Here is a 22,264-nt window from a genome sequence, read left to right on the forward strand (position 1 = left end):
GATTTTGTCCCTGGCTTCAGTTTCGGTGTTCCAGCAGGGCTCATCTCGTGTTGATGAGGCGGGCGACTCCGCGCATCACCGCCCGGGTGGCCTGATGCCGCACCTGATCCAGCGGTGAGGGCGCCGGAGCCGCCGACGCAGTGCCGAGCCGCGGGAACAGCGCCAGCGCGTTGTCGCGGTTGATCGCCTGGCGGCCAGCGGTATCGAGCCCGTCGTACGTGTCCAGGCCCGCGGCGAACAGCCGGCTCGCGGGTAGCGGGGCGAACGGCCAATCGGAACCGAACGTGATGTGACCGGGTTTGGCGAACGCGAGCAGGGTCGGTAGCGCGGCGGCACTCGACGACAACGCGGTGTCGAAGTAGAAACTCGCGAAGTCGTCGAGGGTGTCAGCCGGGCTGCGACCGGTGTCCCCCATGATGGCCACTGCCATGCGGTGCGAGGCATACGGAACAAACCCGCCGGCGTGGCTGAGGATGAACTTGATGTTCGGGTACTTGCGCCGTATCCCGTTGCGTACCAGCAGATAGGCCGCCCGAGTGGTGTCGAGCAGGAAGTCGGCGGCGAACGGCACCACACCGGGCACCGTGGGCCCGGGCAACTCGGCCGGATGGATGAACACCACGGCCGACCGGGCGTCGAGCGCGGCCCACAACTCGTCCTGTCCCCCTTGCCCGAGATATGTCCCGCCGTTGTTGGCCAGCAGTACGACTCCATCGGCACCGAGTGTGTCGAGCGCGCGGATGGCCTCTGTGGTCGCGGCTTCGACGTGCGGCATGGGAAGCGTGGCGAAGAAACCGAACCGATCCGACTGCGAGGCGAACACCTCGGCTGCAAAGTCGTTGAGATCGATGGCCAGCGCCGTGGCGTCGGACGCATTCGGCAGGAACGTGGTGCCCGGGGTCGAGACCGACAGCACCGCGGTGGCAACGTCGAGTTCTGCCATGGTCTGCAACGAGGCCTCCGGGCTCCAGTCGGGCATCGCCCGTCCGCCCGCTTCGTCGATCCCCGCCTTCTGCAACGCCTTTCGGTAGACCGGCGGAATCATATGGTGATGAGTATCGATTCGGTTCATGATCTTCCTCCCTGGCTGTCGGCGATGCCGGCACCGGCCAGTGCTGCGACGCTGTGCTCGTGCCGCAGCACGGAGCGGGCGCCGGTCCTGAACTGGGCGAGCTTGTCGATGATCGTCTGTCCTTCCGGGGTGTGGCCCCAGATGCTGATGCCCTGGTGGGTGGTGGGCTCCCACGTCGTCTCGTCGACGACCAGCGGGTTCCACCCCACCTCCCATTCAAACCCCGATGGGGTCATCGCGTAATAGGACAGTTCCCGGTCGTTGGTGTGCTGCCCGACTCCCAACGCCATGCCGAACCCGAGTTCCTTGATCCGCTGGTAGGACGTGGTCATGTCGTCGAGGTCGGCGACCTGGATATTGAGGTGCTGGACGCGGGTGCGGATCGGATTGACGGGCAGACGGTTCACCGAGGCGATGGCCACCGAGTGGTGGCGCTGATTGACCCGCAGGAACCGAATTTTGATCTTGACGCCGCTGATGGTCTCGTCGATGAAATCGGACAGCCGGGCGTCGAACACGGTGTCGTAGTAGCCCCGCATCTGCTGCGGCTTCTTCGTGGTGATCGCGACGTGCCCGATGCCGCAGTCGCCGGTCACGAACCCCCCGCGCACGGTCATCCGCAGTGGTGCGACGGCGGGACGGGCGCGGGTGAAGATCTCCTGCGTCAACCCGTTGGGGCCGGGGAACCGCACGAGCCTCTCGACCCCTCGCAGGGCAGCCTCTTCTGCGCTTCCCTCGCTGACCGGCACACCGTGCCGCACGACACGTCCGACGATGTCGTCGAACGTGTCGTGATCATCGAGCTGCCACCCGAGCGCCGTGACGTCCTCGGCCGGTCCGCGCTGCAGCAGAAAGCGACATTGGTGCTCGTCGAGCCGGAACCGAAGGACATCGGGCAAGGCGTCGTCGATGTGCAGGCCGACGCCGTCGCGGCCGAAACGCCGCCAATCACCGAACTTCTCGGTGTCGATGACGACGTAGCCGAGGCGGACATTGCCGAATACGCTAGGCATGAGCGAGCTTCGAGTTCTGGCCCAGGAACTCGGTGACGAGTTCGTTGAAGAACTCGGAGCGTTCCCACTGCATCCAGTGGCCCGTGCGCGAGGTCATCACGAGTTCGGCGTTCGGCATCGCGTTGAGCAGCATCGGGCCCCCGGCCGGCCGGTTCACCTTGTCGTCACGGCCCCACAAGATCAGCGTGGGCGTCTGCAGGTTCTTGAGCCGGCTGTCGCGGGTGAGGTCCATGCGCCACAGCGTGCGCAAGGCCTTCGGTCCCGACGGCCGGGTCAACGGTGGATCGGCGACCACCTCCGGATCGACGGACGCACGGTATCGCAGGTCGATCAACTCTTCGGGCACCGAACTGCCTTCGTACACAAGGTAATTGCGGATGAAGGTGCCCAGCTTCTCGCGGCTCGGCCCGTCGCCGGTGTAGTAGGCCAGCAGGCTGCCCAGGCCCGCGGTGGGCAAGGCGCGCGTGGTGCCGATGCCGCCGGGGCCCATGAGCACCAGCTTGCCAACGCGGTGTGGGGTGTCCAGCGCCAACCGCAACGCTGCCGCGCCGCCGTATGAGTTGCCGATCAAATGCGCTGTCTCGACACCCAGTTCGTCGAGCAGACCACGGATCATGTCGGCGAGGAACCCGAACGGATCGGCCTTGTCGATCCCCTTGGCCGAGCGCCCATCGCCGGGCATATCCGGCACGATGACCCGGAAATGCCCGGCGAGAGCGTCGATGTTGCGGCCGTAGTTGGACACCCCCGAGGCGCCGGGACCGCCACCGTGCAGCATCACCACCGCGGGTCCGGTGCCGGCCTCGGCGTAGAAGATGGCCCGGCCCGCGACTGTCACGGTGCGTTCGGTGAGTGCGGTCGTGATCATGAGTGAGCTCCAGTTCTGGTCGGCGCCAGCTCATAGCCGGCCGGTGGTGCGGGTAGCCGCTGCCCGGATTCGGCTGTGGCGTAGATGAATCCGTCGGGGCGCAGCACCACGGCTGCGGCCTTCTTTTGGTGCAGCCAGGCGATGAGCGTGCCGTCGACGTCACGGATCGCTCCGGGCCCGGACTTGTCTCGAGGACCACCCAGCGCGATCGCGGGCACGCCCAGGTCCGTCCAGGACTGAACGCCCGCCGGGGCGTCTCCGGTGTGCAGCACCGTCCATCGCCCGGCCACGACGTCGTCCAGGCGGACCGTCGCGCCCGCGTCGTCGATGACCCACGGTTGTGGGATCTGGCAGCCGGCCGCGTCATTTCCGGGCCGGGTGAAGAATCCCTCGTCGTAGCGCGCGTCCGGGATCCAATAGAGCTTCTGGCCGCCGCGCAGCACCCCGGGCAGCTTGGTCAGCGCCCGGAGGGCGTGGTTACGGACGGCGGCGATCACGCGGTTGCGCTCGGTGATCACGCGGCCGACGAGACAGGCGCGGCGGGTTACTTCGACGACGTGTGGTTTGCGTTCTGCCTCATAGGAATCCAGCAGGGCATCGGGCGCCCGGCCGGCCAGCACCTCGGCGAGCTTCCAGCACAGGTTGGCAGCATCACGCACGCCGGCCGACATGCCCTGGCCGATCCACGGCGGCATGGCGTGCGCGGCATCGCCGGCCAGGAAGATGCGGCCCACCCGCCATCGGTCGGCAACCCGGACATGGTGGCTGTAGACCACGGCCCGAAGGATCTCGACATTCTCGCGAGTGATGCCCTGATCCTCCAGCACCTTCCAGATCTCGGCCTCGCTGACCAGTTTCCGCTCGTCCTCACCGGCCCGGGCCGGGTACTCCCAGCGATGGTGCCCCAGCGGTGTCGGGCAGTCGACGGTGGGACGGTCGGGGTTGCAGTGGAATCGGAGCCGGTCGTGGGCATCCCACTCGGATAGCACCTGGGTGTCGATGACGACCCATCGTTCGGCATAGGTGTTGCCTGAGTATCCGATGCCCAATTGCCCCCGCGTCGGGGACGATCCGCCGTCGGCGGCGATGACGTAGGAAGCCCGAACCCTCTTGAACGTGTCGGTGCGAAGGTCCGCGAGCATCAGCTCGACGTGATCCGATTGGGCCAGCACGCGCAGGCACTCGTGTTCGAGCAGCACCTCGACGGTGTCGAAGCGCTCCACCCCCTCGCGCAGGACATGGTCGACCGCGGGCTGGTAGATGAACTGCTGAGCCGGGTGGCCCGAACCTCGCGCGAAGATCGTCGTCTCGATGAAAGGCACGCCATCGGCGTCGACGAACGCCGCGGGCCGGTCGGGCAGCATGTCCTGCTGCAGCCGGTCCGCCAGGCCGACCGACTGCCAGATGCGCAGCACCTCTTCATCGGTACTGATCGCCCGGGCCCTGCCGTACACGTCTGGATCACGCTCGATGACAAGCACTTTCAATCCCTGTCGGCCCAACAGATTGGCCGCGGTGGCGCCGGTGGGCCCATAGCCGATCACCGCCACGTCATAGAGGTCTGCAGTCACGGTGGCCTCTCTCGTCATCGAGGGTTGTCCTGTAGTGATCGCTACGGTAATGTAGCGATCACTACAGAGTCAAGAAGGAAGATGACGGGAGTCCAGATGCCCGATGATGAGCAGTCCAAGCCGCGCCGCCGCCGCCTCGATGGCGAGCAGTCGCGGGAACGGATCCTCGACGCCGCCACCGAGATCGCCGCCGAACGCGGGTATGAAGGCACCAGCATCGCGCTGGTCAGCAAGAAGTGCGGGTTGCCGGCCAGCTCGATCTACTGGCATTTCAAGGACAAGGACGACCTGATCGCGGCGGTGATCGAGCGCAGCTTCGGGACCTGGCTGGCGGCCTGGCAGGTGCCGACCGACGGGACCACCGACGATCGCGCGGTGAGCGTGGGGACACAGGTCGCGAAGGCGCTGCTGGACTCCCCCGACTTCATCCGGCTGGGCCTGATGCTGGCCCTTGAGCGACGTCCGGTCGAACCCCGCGCAAGGGCGATGTTTCTCCAAGCGCGCGCGGAGGCGTTCCGTCAGATGTCCGACACGATTCGGGACTGGACACCCGAACTCAGCGACGCCGACGTCGACCAACTCGCCACCTACGCGCTGGCCGGCGCTGACGGGCTCTTCATCGCCAAGGAGATCGACGGCGATTCCGTGGACCTGGTGGCTCTTTTCGAGCTGCACGCGCTGAATCTCATCGAGGCGGCCCGTCGGCTGGTCAACAAGCGGGACAACCGATGAGCGGCTATCCGGTCGCGATCGTCGGCTCGGGCAACATCGGCACGGATCTGATGATCAAGATCCTGCGCAGTGACGGGCCGTTGGCCGTGGCCGCCATGGCCGGCATCGACCCGCAGTCCGACGGTCTGGCGCGCGCCACCCGCCTCGGGGTGCCCACCACAGCCGACGGCGTCGACGGACTGCTCGCGATGCCTGAACTCGGCGGCATCAAACTGGTTTTCGATGCCACCTCAGCAGGCGCTCACCACGCCAACTGGGCCCGGCTGGGCGATCACGGCGTCCGGATGATCGATCTCACCCCGGCCGCCGTCGGCCCCTACTGCGTGCCGGTGGTGAACATCGAGGAGCACCTCGACGCGCCCAACCTCAACATGGTGACCTGCGGCGGACAGGCCACTGTGCCGATCGTGGCCGCCGTCGCGCAATCAGGCATCGTGTCCTACGCCGAGATCATCTCGTCCATCTCGTCGCGGTCGGCGGGCCCCGGAACTCGCGCCAACATCGACGAGTTCACCGAAACCACCTCTGCGGCACTGCGTATCGTCGGCGGCGCACTGCGGAGTAAGGCGGTGATGATTCTCAACCCGGCCGACCCGCCGGTCCTGATGCGCAACACCGTGTACTGCCTCGTCGACGGTGACGCCGATCGGCACGCCATCGAGAACGACGTCGCGACCATGGCCGACAGGGTCAGCAGCTACGTGCCCGGCTACCGGCTCAAACAACGGGTCCAGTTCGAGACATTCAGTGCCGCACGGCCTCTGTACATCCCGGAGACCGGAAAGTTCAGCGGGACCCGGGTGACCGTGATGCTCGAAGTCACCGGCGCCGCGCATTACCTGCCCGCCTATGCAGGCAATCTCGACATCATGACCTCGGCAGCCAAAGCAACCGCCGAACGCATCGCCGCCTCCGAAAGTGCCATCACACAATCATGAATCACGACTTGTACGTCAGCGACGTCACCCTGCGTGACGGCATGCACGCAGTGCGTCACCAGTACAGCCTCGACCAGGTGACCACCATCGCCGCCGCACTTGACGCCGCCGGCGTGGATTCCATCGAGGTCGCCCACGGCGACGGTCTCGGAGGATCGAGCTGCATCTATGGCTTCGGGGCGCACACCGACCTGGAATGGATCGAAGCGGTCGCCGCGGTCGTACGCAACGCGCGGGTCGCGACGCTGCTGTTGCCCGGCATCGGCAGCGTGCACAACCTCAAGGACGCCCACCGCGCCGGCGCCTCCGTGGTGCGCGTGGCCACCCACTGCACCGAAGCCGACATCTCAGCCCAGCACATCGCCGCCGCACGGGATCTCGGTATGGACAGCGTCGGCTTCCTGATGATGAGCCACATGGCCACGCCGGCGAAGCTCGCCGGTCAGGCCGAACTCATGGAAAGCTACGGAGCCACATGTGTTTACGTCGTCGACTCCGGTGGCGCCATGACCATGCGCGACGTCGCCGACCGGGTCGACGCGCTCCGCGAAGTCCTCTCCCCCACCACCGAGATAGGCATTCACGCTCATCACAATCTGTCGCTGGGCGTGGCCAATTCGGTCATCGCGGTCGAGCACGGCGCCAACCGGGTGGACGCGTCGCTGACCGGCATGGGCGCCGGAGCCGGCAACGCACCGCTTGAGGTGTTCGTCGCGACCGCCGACAAACTGGGCTGGCGGCACGCCTGCGACCTGCATGCCCTCGAAGATGCTGCCGACGACATCGTGCGCCCCCTGCAGGACCGGCCGGTCCGGGTGGACCGCGAAACGCTCACCCTCGGATACGCCGGGGTGTACTCGAGCTTTCTGCGCCACGCCGAGGCCGCCGCCGAGCGCTACGGCCTCGACGCACGCTCGCTACTCGAAGAGGCCGGTCGCCGCGGCATGGTCGGTGGCCAGGAGGACATGCTCGTCGACATCGCGCTCGATCTGACCGCGTCATAAGGCGGTTCGGGACACCGGTGTCGCGCGATCCGTAGTCTGGATCGGATGAGTGTGCGGGGCTGGCTGCTGCTGGGCGCCATGAGCATCATCTGGGGCATCCCGTACCTGCTGATCAAGATCGCCGTCGAAGGCGTCTCGGTACCCGTGCTGGTCCTGGCCCGCACCGCGGTCGGCGCAGCCGTGCTGTTGCCGCTGGTGATGTCGCGCGCCGCATGGGTGCCCGTGCTGCGGCATTGGCGGCCCGTGCTGGCGTTCGCGTTCTTCGAGATCATCGCGGCGTGGTACCTGCTCTCGGATGCCGAACGCCACCTGAGCAGCTCGTTGACAGGTCTGCTGATCGCCACCGCCCCGATCATCGCCGCGGTTCTCGACCGGCTCACCGGCGGAGAACGGCTGAGCGCCAAGCGAATCACGGGACTTGGGATCGGGCTGGCCGGTGTAGCAGTGCTCGCCGGTCCCGGGCTGGCCGGCGGGCACGGCTGGCCGATCGCCGAAGTGCTGTTGGTGGCAACCTGTTACGCCATCGCTCCGCTGATCGCCGCTCGCTATCTGGGTGACGTGCCCACCCTTCCGCTGACCGCGGCGTGTCTGACGATCGCAGCACTGATCTACACCACACCGGCACTGCTGACCTGGCCCGATCAGATGCCGTCGCGGCGCGTGCTCATCGCGCTGGCCGCGCTCGCCGTGGTCTGCACCGCGCTGGCATTCGTCGTGTTCTTCGCGCTGATCCGCGAGGTCGGGGGCGCGCGGGCGCTCGTGTTCACCTACATCAACCCGGCCGTTGCGCTGGCCGCCGGCGTCGTCGTGCTCGGCGAGCCGCTGACCGTGTACAACGTGGCCGGGCTGGCGCTGATCCTCGCCGGGTCGGTCCTGGCGACCCGCACACCCCGCGACCCCGATCCGCAGGTCGAGGCCGAAGTCAGCCGCGCAGGCCCGCGCTGAGCATCTCCTCGATCGACACGAACTTCACCCGGGGCCGCGCCGCCTGCACCCCGCGGTCACGTTCGGCGGCGTCGATCGCACGCCATCCCGGCCACCCGACCGGCTCGGCTCCCCGGGCGGCCAACAGCGCATCGAGCGACTCGACGCCCTCGACGTCACGAGTCAACAGGCCGGCATCGAAATCCGCCCACAACTGGGCCACGGTCTGCTCGGCACACAACCGGTTCGTGCCGATCACCCCACGCGGTCCGCGTTTGATCCAGCCAGTCACGTAGGTGCCGGGCACGACACGGCCCGAGTCGTTGGGCACGGTCCCGGAGTCCTCGTCGTAGGGCAGCCCGGAGACGGGCAGGCCGCGATAGCCGATCGACCGCAGGATCAGCGACGTCTCGATCACCTCGGTGCCACGGACCTCGCTGCTGACCTCCAACCCTTCGGCACGGCCGGTTCCGTGGATGGCGACCGGGGTTGTGCCGAAGCGGAACACCACGCGCTTGTGCCCGGGAGTCGTGCTGCGCTGCGCGTATTCGCGTGCGATGGCGAGCTTGAACGAGGTCTCGACGTCGTCGTGCTCGTCATCGGCGGGTAGGTCCTGCGGGTCCACGATCACGTCGACACCGTCGAGATGCCCCAGCGCCAGGAACTCCCCCGCCGAGAATGCGGCGTGCCCGATGTCGCGACGCGCGAGGATCACCACTTCCCGGATTTCGCTGTCGGCCAACGCATCCAGGGTGTGCTCGGCGATATCGGTGGCTGTCAGCGCGGTCCGGTCCATCAACAGCACCCGGGCGACGTCGAGGGCGACGTTACCGTTGCCGACGATGACCGCCCGCTCGCCCGACAGATCGAACTGGTGCGCGGCGTGGTCGGGATGCCCGTTGTACCAACCGACGAACTCGGCCGCCGCATGGTGACCCATGAGATCCTCGCCGTCGATTCCCAGCCGCCGGCTGGTGGCCGCGCCCACCGCGTAGATCACCGCGTGGTGATGGGCCAGCAGCTCGTCGTGGTTGACGGTGCGGCCGACCTCGACGTTGAAATGGCTGGCGAACCGCGGGTTCATGAATGCCCGCTCGAAGATGTCGACCACCGACTTGGTGTGCTGGTGATCAGGCGCCACGCCCGCCCGGATCAATCCGAACGGCGTGGGCAGCCGCTCGAACAGGTTGATCTCCACGCCGTCGACATCGATCAGCTCGGCGGCGGCATAGCAGGCGGCAGGCCCGGATCCGACGATGGCCACCCGTAGTGCCCCCGGCTCGACCCGCGCCCGGGACGCCGGCGCAGGTGCGCTCACCGGCTCGAGCGGATGACGCTCGAAGTAGGCGGCATTGAGGTCCTTGAACCGCTGCAGTTCGCCGGGCAGGTCCTCTTCGTAGTGGATCGCTCCGACCGGGCACTCCTCGAAGCAGGCCCCGCAGTCAATGCACGATTCCGGATCGATGTACAGCATCTCGGCCGACGCGGAGTCCAGCCCGCCCTCAGCCGGGCGGATGCAGTCCACCGGGCACACCGGAACGCAGCTGGCGTCCTTGCAGCAGTTCTGCGTGATCACGTAAGCCATCGGACCTCCCCTTTCAGATCTGGGTAGATCCTACTGGACACCTGTCTGGTTTATCGACTCGAAAGCCTCACGCACCCACTCGGCTGCGGTCGAACTACACGAAGAGCGCCGCCGAAAAAGGCTCGATACAGGCTGTTTGACGGAGCGATTGCCAACGACGTCGCAGATCTATATCTTGGACACATGTCCAGGCCGGTGGTGGCAACTGTCACTCGCCTACACGACGCGCACGGTCAGCGAATTCGCACGCAGCGTCGCGTCTTCGGCGCTGCGGCACAACTGCTCGATGCGCATTCGCATGTCTCGGTGCCCGAGTTGGCCGCGCGCGCCAAGCTCGCGCCCGCGGCGCTCTACGCACACTTCCCGTCCATCGAGGTGGTCTTCGCCGAGCTCTACCTCGACCGGGTGGTTCAGCTCCCGCTGGACATCGATCCCGCGGCCAGTGCGACCAGTCGAGTCGTCGAGCAGCTCACGGCACTCACGCTGTTGATGGCCGACGAGCCCCGCTTGGCCCGCGCCTGCACCCAGGCGTTGGTGAGTACCGACGACGACATGGTCGACGACGTCCGCTCACGGATCGCCGCCGAGGTGACCCGCCGGATCTCGACGGCCTTGGGCGGCGGGGCGTGGCCGGAGGTACTCGCCACCCTGGAGTCGGTGTTCTGGGGCGCACTGCTGCAGGCACAAACGGGCGCGATGAGTTACCGGCAGATGGCCCGTCAGCTCGAGACGATGGTCTCGCTGATCGTCCCCGGAGACTGACGGGCCACCCATTCCGGCTCACGCCATCGCGGCCAACCAACCCCGGTACTCGGTGATGTCACGGCCTTGTGCGGGAGCGATGTGGTCACAACCGAATCCGGTGATCCAGCGCCCGTCGTCGAGCTCCACCTTCCCGAGCATCATGGGCTCCGGTAACTCGGCCAGGAACTCTCCCAGCGCGGCCGGGGACAACAGCCACCGCTCACCAACGATCGGCGCCCCGCCTTCTCCGACGCGGGTCAGGCCGGGCTTGGGCGGGACCGTGTCGAGCGCATACAGGCGGTAGTGCGGCGCGGTGGTGATCGGACCCGCCCAGCGCGCACCCCTCCCGGTGAGCTGATGCTCCAACGGCTGCCCGCGCAGATGCGCACCGAACACCGCGAGTTCGGTCAATGGCGCGCCGCCCGACTCCGGCCAGGTCTCGGCCGACGGAACGTCGAGGAACCGGGCTGCCAGATCGGCGATGACGCCGTCGTGGAATCCCGGCGCCAGCAGGGTGATTCCGAACTGCGCACCGTCGGACACCACCCCCGCGGGAATCGCGATGGCGCACATGTCGAACAGGTTGCAGAAGTTGGTGTACCGGCCCATCCGGGAGTTCACCGCGACCGGGTCGGCCGCGACTTCGTCGATGCGCGGATGCTCGGGAGCCGTCGGGACCATGAGCGCGTGACAGCCGGCGAGCTGGGCCAACGCTTGACCGCGGAGCTCCTCGACCCGCCGCCGGTCCCGCAGCAGCTGCGCCGCCGAATACGTTCCCGCCGCGGTGATGATGGCCGCCACGGTCGGGTCCAGCCTCGCATCGGGACCGGCCGAGCTGACGAACTCCCCTACCGCATACCACCTTTCGGCGACAAGTGCGCCGCTGTACAGAAGGCCGGCCGCGGCGAAGAAGTCATCCATCGGAATCGGGACCGTTTCGAATCCGGCGTCGTTCGCCTGGCGCACGGCAGCGCCGAACGCGGCCTGCCATTCATCATCGAGCCCGGCCAATGTGTCCGGTATCGCGATTCGGGGAGTCACCGGCGCGGCGAAAGGGACGTCGGCCGGCCACTGCCGTTGCGGCGCACCGGCACTCATCACCGCCATCGCCGACTGGGCAGTGACCAGGTTGGCGGCGAAGATCGTCACACAGTCATAGCTCGCACAAGCCGGGACCACACCCTCGGTGGAGACCAGTCCGACCGTGGCCTTGATTCCGACGATGCCCTGTAGTCCGGCAGGAACGCGACCCGACCCTGCGGTGTCCGTGCCGATGGCGATGTCGGCGAAGCCGAGCGCGACGGCCACCGCCGAACCCGAACTCGACCCACCGGAGATGTAGTCCGCCCGGCGGGAATCCCGCACTGCGCCATAGGGACTGCGTGTCCCAACCAATCCGGTGGCGAACTGGTCGAGGTTGGTCTTCCCGATGACGACAGCACCGGCGGCCTTGAGAGCGGTCACCGCCGGTGCGTCGGCATCGGGAATATAGCTGAAATCCGGGCACGCCGCAGTGGTCGGTACCCCGGCCACGTCGACGTTGTCCTTGACGGCGAGCAGCAACCCGGCCAACGGGCCGTCACCGGCAAGCGCGGCGCGGTGTTCGTCCTCCACCTCGGCCTGCGGGCGCAGGTGGATGAACACCTCGTCGCGTCCGCTGTCGGCGATGGCGCGGTAGATCTCGGCAATGCGGGTCACGCAGATTCCTTTCGTGCGAATTCTCCTGCCGCCGCCCAACGCTCGCGCTCCTCACCCCGGGCGGCTTCCATCGCCGCGCGGGTAGCCGCGATGTCCTCGGCGTTGGCGGCCAGGAACTCCTCATGCTCGGCCAGTGAGAACGTTCCGTCGGTGATCTCGACCTTGCCGCGTCCGGCTGCCATGTCGGCACGCAGGTCCAACAGCTCCTCGGCGGACACCGGATACCACTGGATGCGGTCGAAAAATCGCAACAGCCAAGGGTGTTCGGGCTCGAAACCCTGGGCCACCAGTGGGTGACGGTGGTTCCAGATCTGGGTGGTGCGGCCGACGAACTGGTATCCGCCCGGGCCCTCCATCCCGTAGATGCACAGGTATGCCCCACCGATTCCGACCGCGTTTTCCGGGGTCCAGGTCCGCGCCGGGTTGTATTTGGTCGTCACCAGACGGTGACGCGGATCCAGCGGGGTGGCGACCGGGGCACCCAGGTAGACGTCGCCGAGACCGAGCACCAGATACTCGGCGTCATAGACGATTCGGTGTACGTCCTCGACCGAGGCCAGGCCGTTCATGCGGCGGATGAACTCGATGTTCCACGGGCACCACGGCGCATCGGCGCGCACGCCGTGCATGTAGCGTTCGATCGCTTCCCGGGTGGACGGGTCATCCCAACTCAGGGGCAACCGCACGGTGCGACTTGGTACCACGAGATCCTGCGCGGCAGGCAGCGAGGCTTCGAGCTCGGTCAGCAGGGGCACCAGCTTGGCCTGCGGGAGCCGGGCCGGGTCCACCTTGACCTGCAGCGACCGGATCCCCGGTGTGAGGTCGATCAGCCCGTCCGGCCGGTGTTGTTCGAGTGCGTGGTGCAGTGCGTGCGCGCGGGCCCGCAGCGCCAGGTCCAGCCGCATCTCGCCGTACTCGACCAGGACGTTGTCGTCCCCGATCCGGCGATAGGTGACCGTCGTGGTGCCATCGGATGAGGTTGCGCCGGCGATGATTCCGTCGTCCTCGTCACCACCGGCGGAGAACACCGCGGGGATCGAGGCACGCCGCGCGACGCCGACCGTGGCCGGCGCGGGTGCCGCGGACGCCCGGACCGGGACGAACCGGATCGTGGCACCGGGGGCAAGTTGACCCAGTTTCCAGCGGTCGGCAGCGGTGACGGTGACAGGGCAGACAAAACCACCCAGGCTCGGGCCGTCCGGACCGAGCAGGATCGGGGTGTCCCCGGTGAAGTCGAGCGATCCCACCGAATAGGCGTTGTCATGGATGTTCGACGGGTGCAATCCGGCTTCCCCACCGTCGGGGCGGGCCCATTCCGGCTTCGGCCCGATCAACCGGACACCGGTGCGGTCGGAGTTGAAGTGCACCTCGTAGTCATGTTTGAGCAGTGTGTCGATGTCGTTGCGCGTGAAGAACTCCGGCGCGGAGTGCGGGCCGACGGTCACCGCGATGTACCAGTGGTCGCTGATGGCCGGCTGTTCCTCGAACAGGATGCGGCGGCGGGTGCCGCCGGCCGCGTCGAGGGTTTCCAGCTTGTCCCCCACGGCCAGCGCCCGGCCCTCGTGCCCGCCGAACCGGCCGAGAGTGAATGTCGACGCACTGCCCAGGTATTCGTCGGATTGCAGACCGCCCGCCAGCGCGATGTAGATCCGCAGGCCCGGGCCGTCGACCATTCCCACGTCCAGGACCTGACCGGCCTTGACCAGGACTGGTACCCACTGCGCGACCCGCGTTCCGTCGATGGTCACGGCAGCGGGCGCACCCGTGACACATACCCAGGTGTCGGTGTCGAACCGCAACGCCGGTCCGCCCATCGTGGCCTCGAGACCGGGCGCGCCCTCCGGATTGCCGACCGCGATATTGGCCAGCCGAAAGGACACGTCGTCCATCGGTCCCGAGGGCGGCACCCCGATCTGCCAGTACCCGGTCCGCCCCGGCCAGTCCTGGATCGTGGTGGCCATGCCGGGCCGGATCACCTCTAGTGTGGTCATGGGCGCGTCACGACCATTCGCACGGCGGTCGGGTCGAATCCGTTGCACGGGTTGTTGATCTGGGGGCAGTTCGACACCAGCACCAGGGTGTCGATCTCGGCGCGCAGCGACACGGTCTTGCCCGGAGCGGACAGGCCGTCGACGATACCCAGCGCGCCGTCGGGGTCCACCGGGACGTTCATGAAGAAGTTGATGTTGCTGACGATGTCGGCCTTGGTCAGCCCCCACCGCGCACCCTCGCCGATGAAGTTCTCCACACAGGCGTGCTGATGCTTGGTGTGGTGCCCGTAGCGCAGGGTGTTCGATTCCTGCGAGCAGGCCCCGCCGAGGGTGTCGTGGTTACCGACCTCGTCGTCGACGATGGTCAGCATCGGTGCACCGTCGCTGTCGCGCAGCACCGATCCGGTGGTCAGGAAGATGTTGCCCTGAGCCGCGATCGTGGCCGGCGCGCTGTACCGCACGCCGTGATCGGCCGCCCCGTAGAACAGGGTGTCCACGGCCTGGTTGCCGTGCAGGTCGACGATGGTGAGCACGTCGCCCGCCCGCACGATCTTCGACCACGGGGCGCGGGGGGCGACGATTTCATCGACAACGGTGTGGGCAGCGGTGACAGTCATCGGGCACTCCAGACATCTTCGGAATTCAGGTAGGCGCGTTGGTATTCGGGATCGCGGCCACTGACCGTGGCGCCGATCTCGGCCAGGTCACCGGGCGCTGACCAGGCCAGCACCTCGAGTGAGCCGACGGTGAACCGCGGCGCCGGATCCAGTGGGTGGGCGGTATTGGCGACCGCAACGGTCAGCGGCAGATGGGTGATCAGTTCGACGGCGGTGCCGGCCCCGGCCGACCCGGTGGACACCAGCGCGCCGTCGGCGTCCACCCGAACGCCGTGGAAGAACGACAGGCTCGGCGCCACGTCGCGACGGGTCAGCCCGTTCTTGAGGGCGGCCAGCGCGAGCAGTTCCCGCCCGGCGGGGCTGGACGACTCCACCTCGCCCGCACCGTACTTGGCCGTATTGCCGGTCAGGGTCGTGGTGCCGCACAGGGCGTCATGGTGGCCCGAGGTGTCGGACACCAGGGTGGCCAGCACCCGTCCCTGGTCACTCAGCAGCGGGTGCCCTGCCGAAAGGTAGGCCTGCCAAGGAACTTTCACGGTGTCGGCGACATTGAGCCGCTCCCAGGGTGCGTCTGCCCGCCACAGCAGCAGGTGGGCGCACGCGGTGCCATCCAGATCGCGCAGCCGCAGCCGGGTGCCGCGGGCCAGCACCTTGCTGGTGTAGCGGCCACCGGGAACTGTTTCCGCCCATGTCAGTCGCTCGGACGCAACGCCCTGTGGCGGGGTGGGCCAGCTCGTTGCCGGCACGACCGGCATGGAGTCGGTGAGGGTGCCTGCCTGTGCCCGGGCGTGGTCGCGGGCACCGGTGGTTGTGGCGGTGGTCATCGGTCAGGCTCCGATCGTGACGGGTTTGGGGTGGGTCTTGCCGCGCGGGAAGCACAGTGCGCCCAGGACGACAGCGGCCGCGATGCTCAGGGGTCCGGCCCATTGCAGGATCGGCAATTCGCCGGTGGGGTTGAAGATCTCGGCACGCGGCCAACCCAGGTTGACGATCATCACCGCGCCGTAGAGCACGGCCAGGACGTTCACGACGACACCGAACTTGCCGAGGGAGAACAGCGGCAGGCCTTCGGCATCGACCTGGTTGCGTTGGGCGGGCCAGCCTTTGAGCCGGCGATACAGCAGCGGCGCGGTCACCAGCAGGTAGGCGAGGTAGATCAGGATGATGCAGACGCTGGCCAGGGTCGCGAAGATGGCCGAGTTGCCGACGTTGACCAGCAGCACCCCGATGCACAGCAGACCGATGAGCACCGAAGGCCAGATCGGCGTACCGGTGCGGCTGTTGACCCGGGACAGGATCGACGATGCCGGCAGCCGCCCGTCGCGGGCCATCGAGAACATCAGCCGGGAGGCCGCCGTCTGGATTGCCAAGGTGCAGATCGTGATCGCGATGCAGACGTCGATCAGCAGCACCGTGCCCCACGGTGAGGACAGCACGGTGTCGAGTACGTAGGGCAGGCCTTCGGTGGCCAGGCGTCCGTCGGTCAGGCTGGGGGCGGCCATCAGGGCGCCCAGGATCATCAGCCCGCCCCCGAGTGCCGAGACCGACAGCGCCAGCCGGATGGTGCGTGGCGCGACACGACGCGGGTTGCGGGTCTCCTCGGCGAGTTCACCCGCCGAGCCGAAACCGACCATGACGTAGGCCGCCATCAATCCCGACATGATCCAGGCCCAGACGTAGCCGGGTTGGCCGCCGGCGTGACCGGTGTCGAACACCACCTGTGGGCCACGTTGGGCATGGGTGAAGAACACTCCGATGACCGCGATGACACCGACGATCTCGCAGATCACCCCGGCGCTGTTGACGCGTGACATCCATTTGACGCCAAGGCAATTGATCGTGGTGGTGAGAACCAGCAGGACCGTGCCCAGCAGCACCGCGTTTGCCGCCCCGCTCGGGGAGGTCAGGGCCGGGTCCTCCCCGATCACCTGGAACCCGGACCAGATCGACGGCAGCACCACCTGCAGCGCGATGGCAGCGGCCGAGGCGGTGACGATCTGGGCCAGGATCATGAACCAGCCGCCGAACCAGCCGATCACCTCGCCGCCCATCCGCCGGGACCATTGGTAGATGGCACCCGAGATCGGATAGCGCGCGGCCAACTCGGCGAAGCACAGTGCGACGAGGAACTGGCCGAGGAACACCGCGGGCCAGGTCCAGAAGAAGGCGGGGCCGCCGAAGCCGAACCCGAGGCCGAACAACTGGAAGATCGTGGTCAGAATGGACACGAAGGAGAAGCCCGCGGCGAAGGATTCGAACTTGCCGAGCCGACGGTGCAACTGCTGGTCATAACCAAACTCGGCCAGATCGTCATGGTCGCCAGAACTGTCGGCCACTTCTCGCCGTTTCTCGGTAGCGCTGCTGGTCATAGGCGTTTTCTCTCAGGCTCGGGGGCGATGCCGCCAGCTCCTTAACTGTCACTTGATAGATAAGCGTCTTGGCATGTCCGAGCTGTCACCCACGTGTTTCGTTCGTGTAGCCGGCGGTAAGCATTGCGTTGCCGAATCCTCACCGGACCCTTCGCCTGTCACAATCGCCGACATGGCTGTGGCTCCGTTGGACGACGCTCACCGACGCATTGCGTCGGCGGCCGGCGAGAGCGACCTGGTGGTGGCGGCGGCAGCAGCCCACGATGCGGTGAAGACCGTGATCGACACCCGCGCCGGTGCCGCCTCCGTCGCCGAGGCGTGGTCGGCCGTGGCCCGCGCCGCGCTGTCCGCCGCGGCGCGGCTGGTGGCCCCCGGCATCGACTGGTACGCCTCGGGCAGCGTCGGCCGCGGGGATGCCCTGCCCGGATCGGACCTGGAAACGCTGGTGGTCCGCGGTCCCGATGTCACCTCGGAGTCGGCCCTGCACCAGGCCGCACACGTCCACGATCTGCTGGCCTGTTGCGGATTCCGGGCCGACGACAACGGTGCGGTCGCCTCCCGGGTGCGGTTCAACCGCACCGCCCAGGACTGGGCGGTCGGCATCGGCCGGTGGGCCGCCGACCCCACGGCCGATCGGGGTGTGGTGATGATCGGCCTGCTGGCCGACGCCGTCCCCGTCGGTGACGGACCCGATATCCGCGATCAGGCCGGTATCGCAGCCAGGGCGCAGCCGGCCGCACTGGCGGCAATGCTGCAGGACTCCACCTTCGCCCGCGCCTACGTCCCGTCCCGGCTGCGTGTACTGACGTCCAGTGACAGCCGCATCGACATCAAGCTCGCAGCCGTCGACCCGGTGGTCCGCATCGCGCGCTGGGCCGCGCTCAGTTGCGGATCCGACGCCCTGCCCACCGCCGACCGGATCGCCGCGGCGGCCGGCACCCGCTACCTCGACGCTGACGACGCCCGGGTGCTCGCGAAATGTCACGCCATCGGGTCCAGCATCCGCTGGCGGGTGCGGGCCGCGCGCTGGCCGGCCGAGGGCGCCGACTCGGCCGGTTTCCCTGAGCGGGTCGAATTGTCAGAACTCTCACCGCAGGACCGCACCGCCCTGCGCAGCATCGGCCGCGAACTCACCGGGGTCCGGCGCAAACTCGACTACCTGGCGTCGACCTCGACGTTTTCGACGTGGTGACCGAGCCCGACGAGGCCGAGCGTCATGCCCTGGCCCAGACCGTTGCCGCCGAGCGACTGGAGGGCTGGCGGCCCACGCCGGGCCAGATCGACTCCCTGACTGCTCTGCTCTCCGGCGCCGAGACCTTCGGCGAGTACCTCGGGCGGCATCTCCCCACCACTGCCCCACCGCCACGCCGACGAGTGTTCACCCGCCGCCGCCCGTATTTCATCCCGGGAACATCTGTGCTGCGCAACAACTTCGGCGTGCAGGACGCCATTGTGCTCGCGCAGCTGGAATTCGTGGCGACCGCGGGCAGAATCCTGCAGGTACACCTCCGGGCCCAAGACACGGATCTGGACATCCGGTCGCTGCATCAGCACGTGTTCGGGGATGTCTACGCGTGGGCAGGCGAACCCCGCATCGTCGAACTCCGCAAGGGTGACAGCTCTTTCGGCCTGTGCGCACGTATTCCACCCGCCCTGGAGGCACTACACGTCGAGATCGGCAGGCTCGCCGACGAGGGCAGCGAGGTCGACGACGGCACGCTGTCCTACCGACTGGCCCGAATCTATGCCGACTACAACCAGATCCACCCCTTCCGGGAGGGCAACGGACGCACCGGGACCCTGCTGCTGCACCTGCTCGCCGACCGGGCCGGGCGCCGGTTACGCCTCGACGGCATGTCCCGTTCCGAGTGGATCAGTGCGTCCCGTGATTCGATGCCGTTCCGGCGCGACGGGCGCGCCGACCCACGGCCGTTCCTGGCCGTGCTGCGCGGACGGCTACGGCCACAGAGGATATTGGATGCCGATGTCTGATGACCTTCCCCCGCACGGCCTGGCGATCAGCGCCGCCGAGGCTGACCAGCTTTGGGACCCATGGACTCCGGCCGAGGTGGCCCGGCGGTTGACCGGCGTCGATGCTCCGTGGTGTGTAGCCGCGGGATGGGCGATCGACCTGTACCTCGGTGATCCGCCTCGGCCGCACGCCGACGTCGAGATCGCCGTCCCCCGCCGGGACTTTCCGCAGATCGCGGCCGCACTGGCCGGATTCGATTGGGACGTTGCAGGCGGCGGCCGGTTGTGGCCCTACTCGGACGTGGGCGATCACCCCGCGCTGCACCAAACCTGGTGCCGCGACCCGACCACCGGGCGGTATCACCTCGATGTCTTCCGCGAGCCGCACTCCGGAGATCAATGGTTGTGCCGGCGCGATCCGTCGATCAGGTTGCCCTACCAGGAATTGATCGGCTTCCGCGACGGAATCCCTTACCTGATACCGGAAGTCGCGCTGTTGTTCAAGGCGCACCGCACCGCGACCAAAGACGAGCAGGACTTCCGCCGCACGGCACCACGACTGACGAGCACGGGGCGAACACGGCTCCTGAGCTGGCTGACCCGGCTCTACCCCGACCATCCCTGGTTGGCGCAACTACGGATTCAGGGATTCGGATCCGTCAGGTAGCGCTGCACGGTCGGCCCCATCCAGGCGACCAGATCGTCGACACCGGCCGACGCCATCGGCTCGATCTTGAGCTGATACCGCGCGAATGCCAGTCCCACGAGGTGTACGGTCACCAATTCGACTCGGAGCTCGGCATTGTCGACGCCGAACTCCGTCGCCACGCGTTGAGCCACCGGCCCGGCCAGGGAATCGTGTAACAGCTTGCGCGCCATGGGCTGGATGCTCGCGGACCGGAACACCGTCAGCAGGGGGTCGAACGACGCTCCCTCATCCCAACGAAGAACGACGTCACGGACCAGACGCGCCCCGATGTCCTCGGCTCCCTCGTCGAGCAACAGCGCCAGCTGGTGCAACGGATGCTGCGGAGTATCGAGCACCGATGCGTTGAACAAGCCCTCTTTGTTGCCGAAGAAGTAGTAGACCATCGCGACGTCCACACCGGCGTCGGTGGCGATCCCGCGCACCGTCGCACGCTCATAGCCGTCACGCATGAAGTGCTCGCGGGCCGCGTCGATGACGCGCTGCTTGTTCTGTTGCCCGGTGCGCCACCGGCCGCTGCGCCGGGTCTCCGACATGGCCGCGAGCTTACGTCAACACCCGTTGACCTATGTCGCACCCGGGCGTAGCGTCTTTCTTCAACAGAGGTTGAACAAAGGAGTTCGACATGACCAACCGGCGACTCTGGTGGCGACACCTGATCTCGGTGCTGATCGCCCCGGCCACCATGACGGTCTTCATTCCGGGCCTGATCATCTGGCTGACCGGCGTGAGAGCGCCCGATTTCGGCACCCCTTCGGGCCTACTGCTCACCCTCGCGGGGGCAGCGTTGATCGCGCTCGGGCTGTGGTTCCTGGTCTGGACCGTCGTGCTGTTCGACCGCGTCGGCGAAGGCACACTGGCGATCGGGTCCCCGATCAACCTCGTGCTGCGCGGGCCGTATCGGCATGTCCGGAACCCGATGATGACCGCGGTGTTCTGCATCCAGCTCGGCACGGCCGTCGCCACGGCCTCACCCTGGCTGTTCGCTTGGTTCGCCCTGTTCTGCACCATCGTCGTCATCGCGATCCCGACGATCGAGGAGCCGCACCTCGTCAGGCGGTTCGGCGCGCAATACGAGGCGTACCGCCGGCACGTGCCCCGCTGGATTCCGCGGGTGACGCCGTGGGCCCCGGCCTGACGCCCACAGCGAGGCACGGGTTTCGCATCACCCTGCGTCGATCTCTTCAGGCAGGTCAAACTGGGTTGGACACTCGCAGCGGCTCCCGCCCGGGATTACCCGGGTGTGAGCTCGCGTTGTCGCCAGAGACCGCGACTGAAAGTGAGAACCGTCGATGGGGACCCCACTGCACCTCGCCGTCGCACTCGATGGCACCGGCTGGCACCCGGCGTCGTGGCGCGAGCCGCTGGCCCGCCCCACCGAAACGCTGTCCCCGCGCTACTGGACCGACCTGGTCATCCAGGCCGAACGCGGCCTGCTCGACTTCGCCACGATCGAGGACGGACTCACCCTGCAGTCCGATCACCCGTTCCGCCCCGATGACCGCATCGACCAGGTGCGCGGCCGTCTCGACGCGGTGCTCATCGCCGCGCGTGTCGCGCCCCGCACCCGACACATCGGGTTGGTGCCCACCGTCGTCACCACCCACACCGAGCCATTCCATGCGTCCAAGGCCATCGCGACGCTCGACTACGTGAGCACCGGCCGCGCCGGGGTACGGGTCCAGGTGTCGTCTCGCCGGGATGCCGCCGCACACTTCGGCCGACGCGCACTGCCCGAGGATCGTGCCGCGCTGACCACCGAATTGTTCGGCGAGGCCGCGGATTACGTGGAAGTGCTGCGTCGCTTGTGGGACAGCTGGGAGGACGACGCCGAGATCCGCGATGTGGTCACTGGCAGGTTCGTCGACCGAAACAAACTGCACTACATCGATTTCGAGGGCGCGTCGTTCTCGGTCAAGGGGCCGTCGATCACCCCGCGGCCGCCGCAGGGGCAACCGATCGTGGCCGCGCTCGGCCACGTCGACCCCGCCTACCAGCTCATCGCGGGCCGCACCGACGTCGGGTTCGTCACCCCGCACAGCGCCGACGAGGCCACCGCCCTGGTCGACACCATCGCCGCGCTCCGCCCCACGCAGGCTCCGCCGGTGCGGGTATTCGCCGACCTGGTGGTGTTCCTCGACGACACGACCGATGCGGCGCAGGCCCGACGAGACCGCCTCGACGAGCTGGCCGGCACCGAATACCGCAGCGACGCCGAGATTTTCGTCGGAACCCCAAGCGAGCTGGCCGACCTGTTGCAGGCCTGGCACACCGCCGGCGTCATCGGCTTCCGGCTGCGCCCGGCGTCCCTGCCGCACGACCTGCAGCAGATCACCGATGCACTGGTCCCCGACCTGCAACGCCGCGGCTTGTTCCGCGAGGCTTACGAAGCCTCCACGCTGCGTGGCCTGCTCGGCCTCACCCGCCCCGCCAACCGCTACACGACCGTCTGACACGGACC

At 67.7% G+C, this 22,264-nt stretch carries 21 protein-coding genes; 10 read left to right on the forward strand and 11 right to left on the reverse strand.

Annotated elements, in window-relative coordinates; all coding sequences use genetic code 11:
* Positions 1-40: 40 nt before the first annotated feature.
* The 4 genes from ACNQVK_RS26695 to ACNQVK_RS26710 are packed head-to-tail and all read right to left on the reverse strand — an operon-like array spanning position 41 to position 4,542.
* Positions 41-1,072: an amidohydrolase family protein gene (locus ACNQVK_RS26695; RefSeq protein WP_418031928.1), complete on the reverse strand. Its 1,032-nt coding sequence runs from the start codon at positions 1,070-1,072 to the stop codon at positions 41-43.
* Positions 1,069-2,085: a VOC family protein gene (locus tag ACNQVK_RS26700; protein ID WP_418031929.1), complete on the reverse strand. Its 1,017-nt coding sequence runs from the start codon at positions 2,083-2,085 to the stop codon at positions 1,069-1,071. Before ACNQVK_RS26700 ends, ACNQVK_RS26695 begins: the two co-directional genes overlap by 4 nt.
* Positions 2,078-2,953: an alpha/beta fold hydrolase gene (locus ACNQVK_RS26705; protein WP_418031930.1), complete on the reverse strand. Its 876-nt coding sequence runs from the start codon at positions 2,951-2,953 to the stop codon at positions 2,078-2,080. Before ACNQVK_RS26705 ends, ACNQVK_RS26700 begins: the two co-directional genes overlap by 8 nt.
* The gene (locus ACNQVK_RS26710) at positions 2,950-4,542 is read right to left on the reverse strand and encodes a bifunctional 3-(3-hydroxy-phenyl)propionate/3-hydroxycinnamic acid hydroxylase (protein ID WP_418031931.1); all 1,593 of its coding nucleotides are present in this window, start codon (positions 4,540-4,542) and stop codon (positions 2,950-2,952) included. The genes ACNQVK_RS26705 and ACNQVK_RS26710 overlap by 4 nt, the downstream gene beginning before the upstream one ends.
* A 63-nt stretch (positions 4,543-4,605) precedes the next feature.
* Between ACNQVK_RS26710 and ACNQVK_RS26715 the strand changes: the two genes are divergently transcribed.
* Genes ACNQVK_RS26715 through ACNQVK_RS26730 form a run of 4 tightly spaced genes read left to right on the forward strand, consistent with a single transcriptional unit; the run spans position 4,606 to position 8,143 of the window.
* Entirely contained in the window at positions 4,606-5,256 is a 651-nt protein-coding gene (locus ACNQVK_RS26715; RefSeq protein WP_418031932.1) for a TetR/AcrR family transcriptional regulator, read from the forward strand.
* Positions 5,253-6,194 carry an acetaldehyde dehydrogenase (acetylating) gene (locus tag ACNQVK_RS26720; RefSeq protein ID WP_418031933.1) on the forward strand — a complete coding sequence of 314 codons (942 nt, stop codon included), beginning with the start codon at positions 5,253-5,255 and terminating at the stop codon, positions 6,192-6,194. Before ACNQVK_RS26715 ends, ACNQVK_RS26720 begins: the two co-directional genes overlap by 4 nt.
* Positions 6,191-7,198: a 4-hydroxy-2-oxovalerate aldolase gene (gene dmpG, locus ACNQVK_RS26725; protein ID WP_418031934.1), complete on the forward strand. Its 1,008-nt coding sequence runs from the start codon at positions 6,191-6,193 to the stop codon at positions 7,196-7,198. Before ACNQVK_RS26720 ends, dmpG begins: the two co-directional genes overlap by 4 nt.
* Before the next feature lie 45 nt (positions 7,199-7,243).
* Positions 7,244-8,143, forward strand: coding sequence for a DMT family transporter (locus ACNQVK_RS26730; RefSeq protein WP_418031935.1), 900 nt, complete (start codon positions 7,244-7,246; stop codon positions 8,141-8,143).
* On the opposite strand, the gene ACNQVK_RS26735 is transcribed toward ACNQVK_RS26730, so the two are convergent.
* Positions 8,121-9,707 (reverse strand): FAD-dependent oxidoreductase, encoded by a 1,587-nt coding sequence (locus tag ACNQVK_RS26735; protein WP_418031936.1) that lies wholly within the window; start codon positions 9,705-9,707, stop codon positions 8,121-8,123. The two genes, ACNQVK_RS26730 and ACNQVK_RS26735, sit on opposite strands and share 23 nt — an antisense overlap.
* A gap of 183 nt (positions 9,708-9,890) precedes the next feature.
* Between ACNQVK_RS26735 and ACNQVK_RS26740 the strand changes: the two genes are divergently transcribed.
* Complete coding sequence (locus ACNQVK_RS26740; RefSeq protein WP_235732821.1) at positions 9,891-10,469, forward strand: TetR family transcriptional regulator; 579 nt, start codon at positions 9,891-9,893, stop codon at positions 10,467-10,469.
* An 18-nt stretch (positions 10,470-10,487) separates the two neighbouring features.
* Here the strand turns inward: ACNQVK_RS26740 and atzF are convergent, their stop codons facing one another.
* Genes atzF through ACNQVK_RS26765 form a run of 5 tightly spaced genes read right to left on the reverse strand, consistent with a single transcriptional unit; the run spans position 10,488 to position 17,126 of the window.
* Entirely contained in the window at positions 10,488-12,149 is a 1,662-nt protein-coding gene (atzF, locus tag ACNQVK_RS26745) for an allophanate hydrolase (RefSeq protein WP_418031937.1), read from the reverse strand.
* A complete protein-coding gene (locus ACNQVK_RS26750) occupies positions 12,146-14,140 on the reverse strand; it encodes a 5-oxoprolinase/urea amidolyase family protein (protein ID WP_418031938.1) in 1,995 nt (664 codons plus the stop codon). The genes atzF and ACNQVK_RS26750 overlap by 4 nt, the downstream gene beginning before the upstream one ends.
* Positions 14,137-14,757 (reverse strand): urea amidolyase associated protein UAAP2, encoded by a 621-nt coding sequence (locus tag ACNQVK_RS26755; RefSeq protein WP_044517130.1) that lies wholly within the window; start codon positions 14,755-14,757, stop codon positions 14,137-14,139. Before ACNQVK_RS26755 ends, ACNQVK_RS26750 begins: the two co-directional genes overlap by 4 nt.
* Positions 14,754-15,581 (reverse strand): urea amidolyase associated protein UAAP1, encoded by an 828-nt coding sequence (locus ACNQVK_RS26760; RefSeq protein ID WP_418031939.1) that lies wholly within the window; start codon positions 15,579-15,581, stop codon positions 14,754-14,756. Before ACNQVK_RS26760 ends, ACNQVK_RS26755 begins: the two co-directional genes overlap by 4 nt.
* A 3-nt stretch (positions 15,582-15,584) precedes the next feature.
* On the reverse strand, positions 15,585-17,126 hold the full coding sequence (locus ACNQVK_RS26765; RefSeq protein WP_418031940.1) for an amino acid permease: 1,542 nt from the start codon (positions 17,124-17,126) through the stop codon (positions 15,585-15,587).
* Between the two features lie 172 nt (positions 17,127-17,298).
* On the opposite strand from ACNQVK_RS26765, the gene ACNQVK_RS26770 reads away from it, so the two are divergent.
* The 3 genes from ACNQVK_RS26770 to ACNQVK_RS26780 are packed head-to-tail and all read left to right on the forward strand — an operon-like array spanning position 17,299 to position 19,764.
* Positions 17,299-18,318 (forward strand): putative nucleotidyltransferase substrate binding domain-containing protein, encoded by a 1,020-nt coding sequence (locus ACNQVK_RS26770; RefSeq protein WP_418031941.1) that lies wholly within the window; start codon positions 17,299-17,301, stop codon positions 18,316-18,318.
* Positions 18,312-19,118, forward strand: a complete 807-nt coding sequence (locus tag ACNQVK_RS26775) for a Fic/DOC family protein (protein ID WP_418031942.1) — start codon at positions 18,312-18,314, stop codon at positions 19,116-19,118. The genes ACNQVK_RS26770 and ACNQVK_RS26775 overlap by 7 nt, the downstream gene beginning before the upstream one ends.
* Positions 19,105-19,764, forward strand: coding sequence for a nucleotidyltransferase domain-containing protein (locus ACNQVK_RS26780; RefSeq protein WP_418031943.1), 660 nt, complete (start codon positions 19,105-19,107; stop codon positions 19,762-19,764). Before ACNQVK_RS26775 ends, ACNQVK_RS26780 begins: the two co-directional genes overlap by 14 nt.
* On the opposite strand, the gene ACNQVK_RS26785 is transcribed toward ACNQVK_RS26780, so the two are convergent.
* Positions 19,740-20,339, reverse strand: coding sequence for a TetR family transcriptional regulator (locus ACNQVK_RS26785; RefSeq protein ID WP_418031944.1), 600 nt, complete (start codon positions 20,337-20,339; stop codon positions 19,740-19,742). The genes ACNQVK_RS26780 and ACNQVK_RS26785 overlap by 25 nt on opposite strands.
* An 89-nt stretch (positions 20,340-20,428) precedes the next feature.
* Between ACNQVK_RS26785 and ACNQVK_RS26790 the strand changes: the two genes are divergently transcribed.
* Positions 20,429-20,941: a methyltransferase family protein gene (locus ACNQVK_RS26790; RefSeq protein ID WP_418031945.1), complete on the forward strand. Its 513-nt coding sequence runs from the start codon at positions 20,429-20,431 to the stop codon at positions 20,939-20,941.
* Positions 20,942-21,095: 154 nt separating this feature from the next.
* Positions 21,096-22,256, forward strand: coding sequence for an LLM class flavin-dependent oxidoreductase (locus ACNQVK_RS26795; protein WP_418031946.1), 1,161 nt, complete (start codon positions 21,096-21,098; stop codon positions 22,254-22,256).
* Positions 22,257-22,264 lie beyond the last annotated feature (8 nt).

Source organism: Mycobacterium sp. 134, assembly GCF_048282715.1.
In the GTDB taxonomy this organism is placed as follows: domain Bacteria; phylum Actinomycetota; class Actinomycetes; order Mycobacteriales; family Mycobacteriaceae; genus Mycobacterium; species Mycobacterium septicum.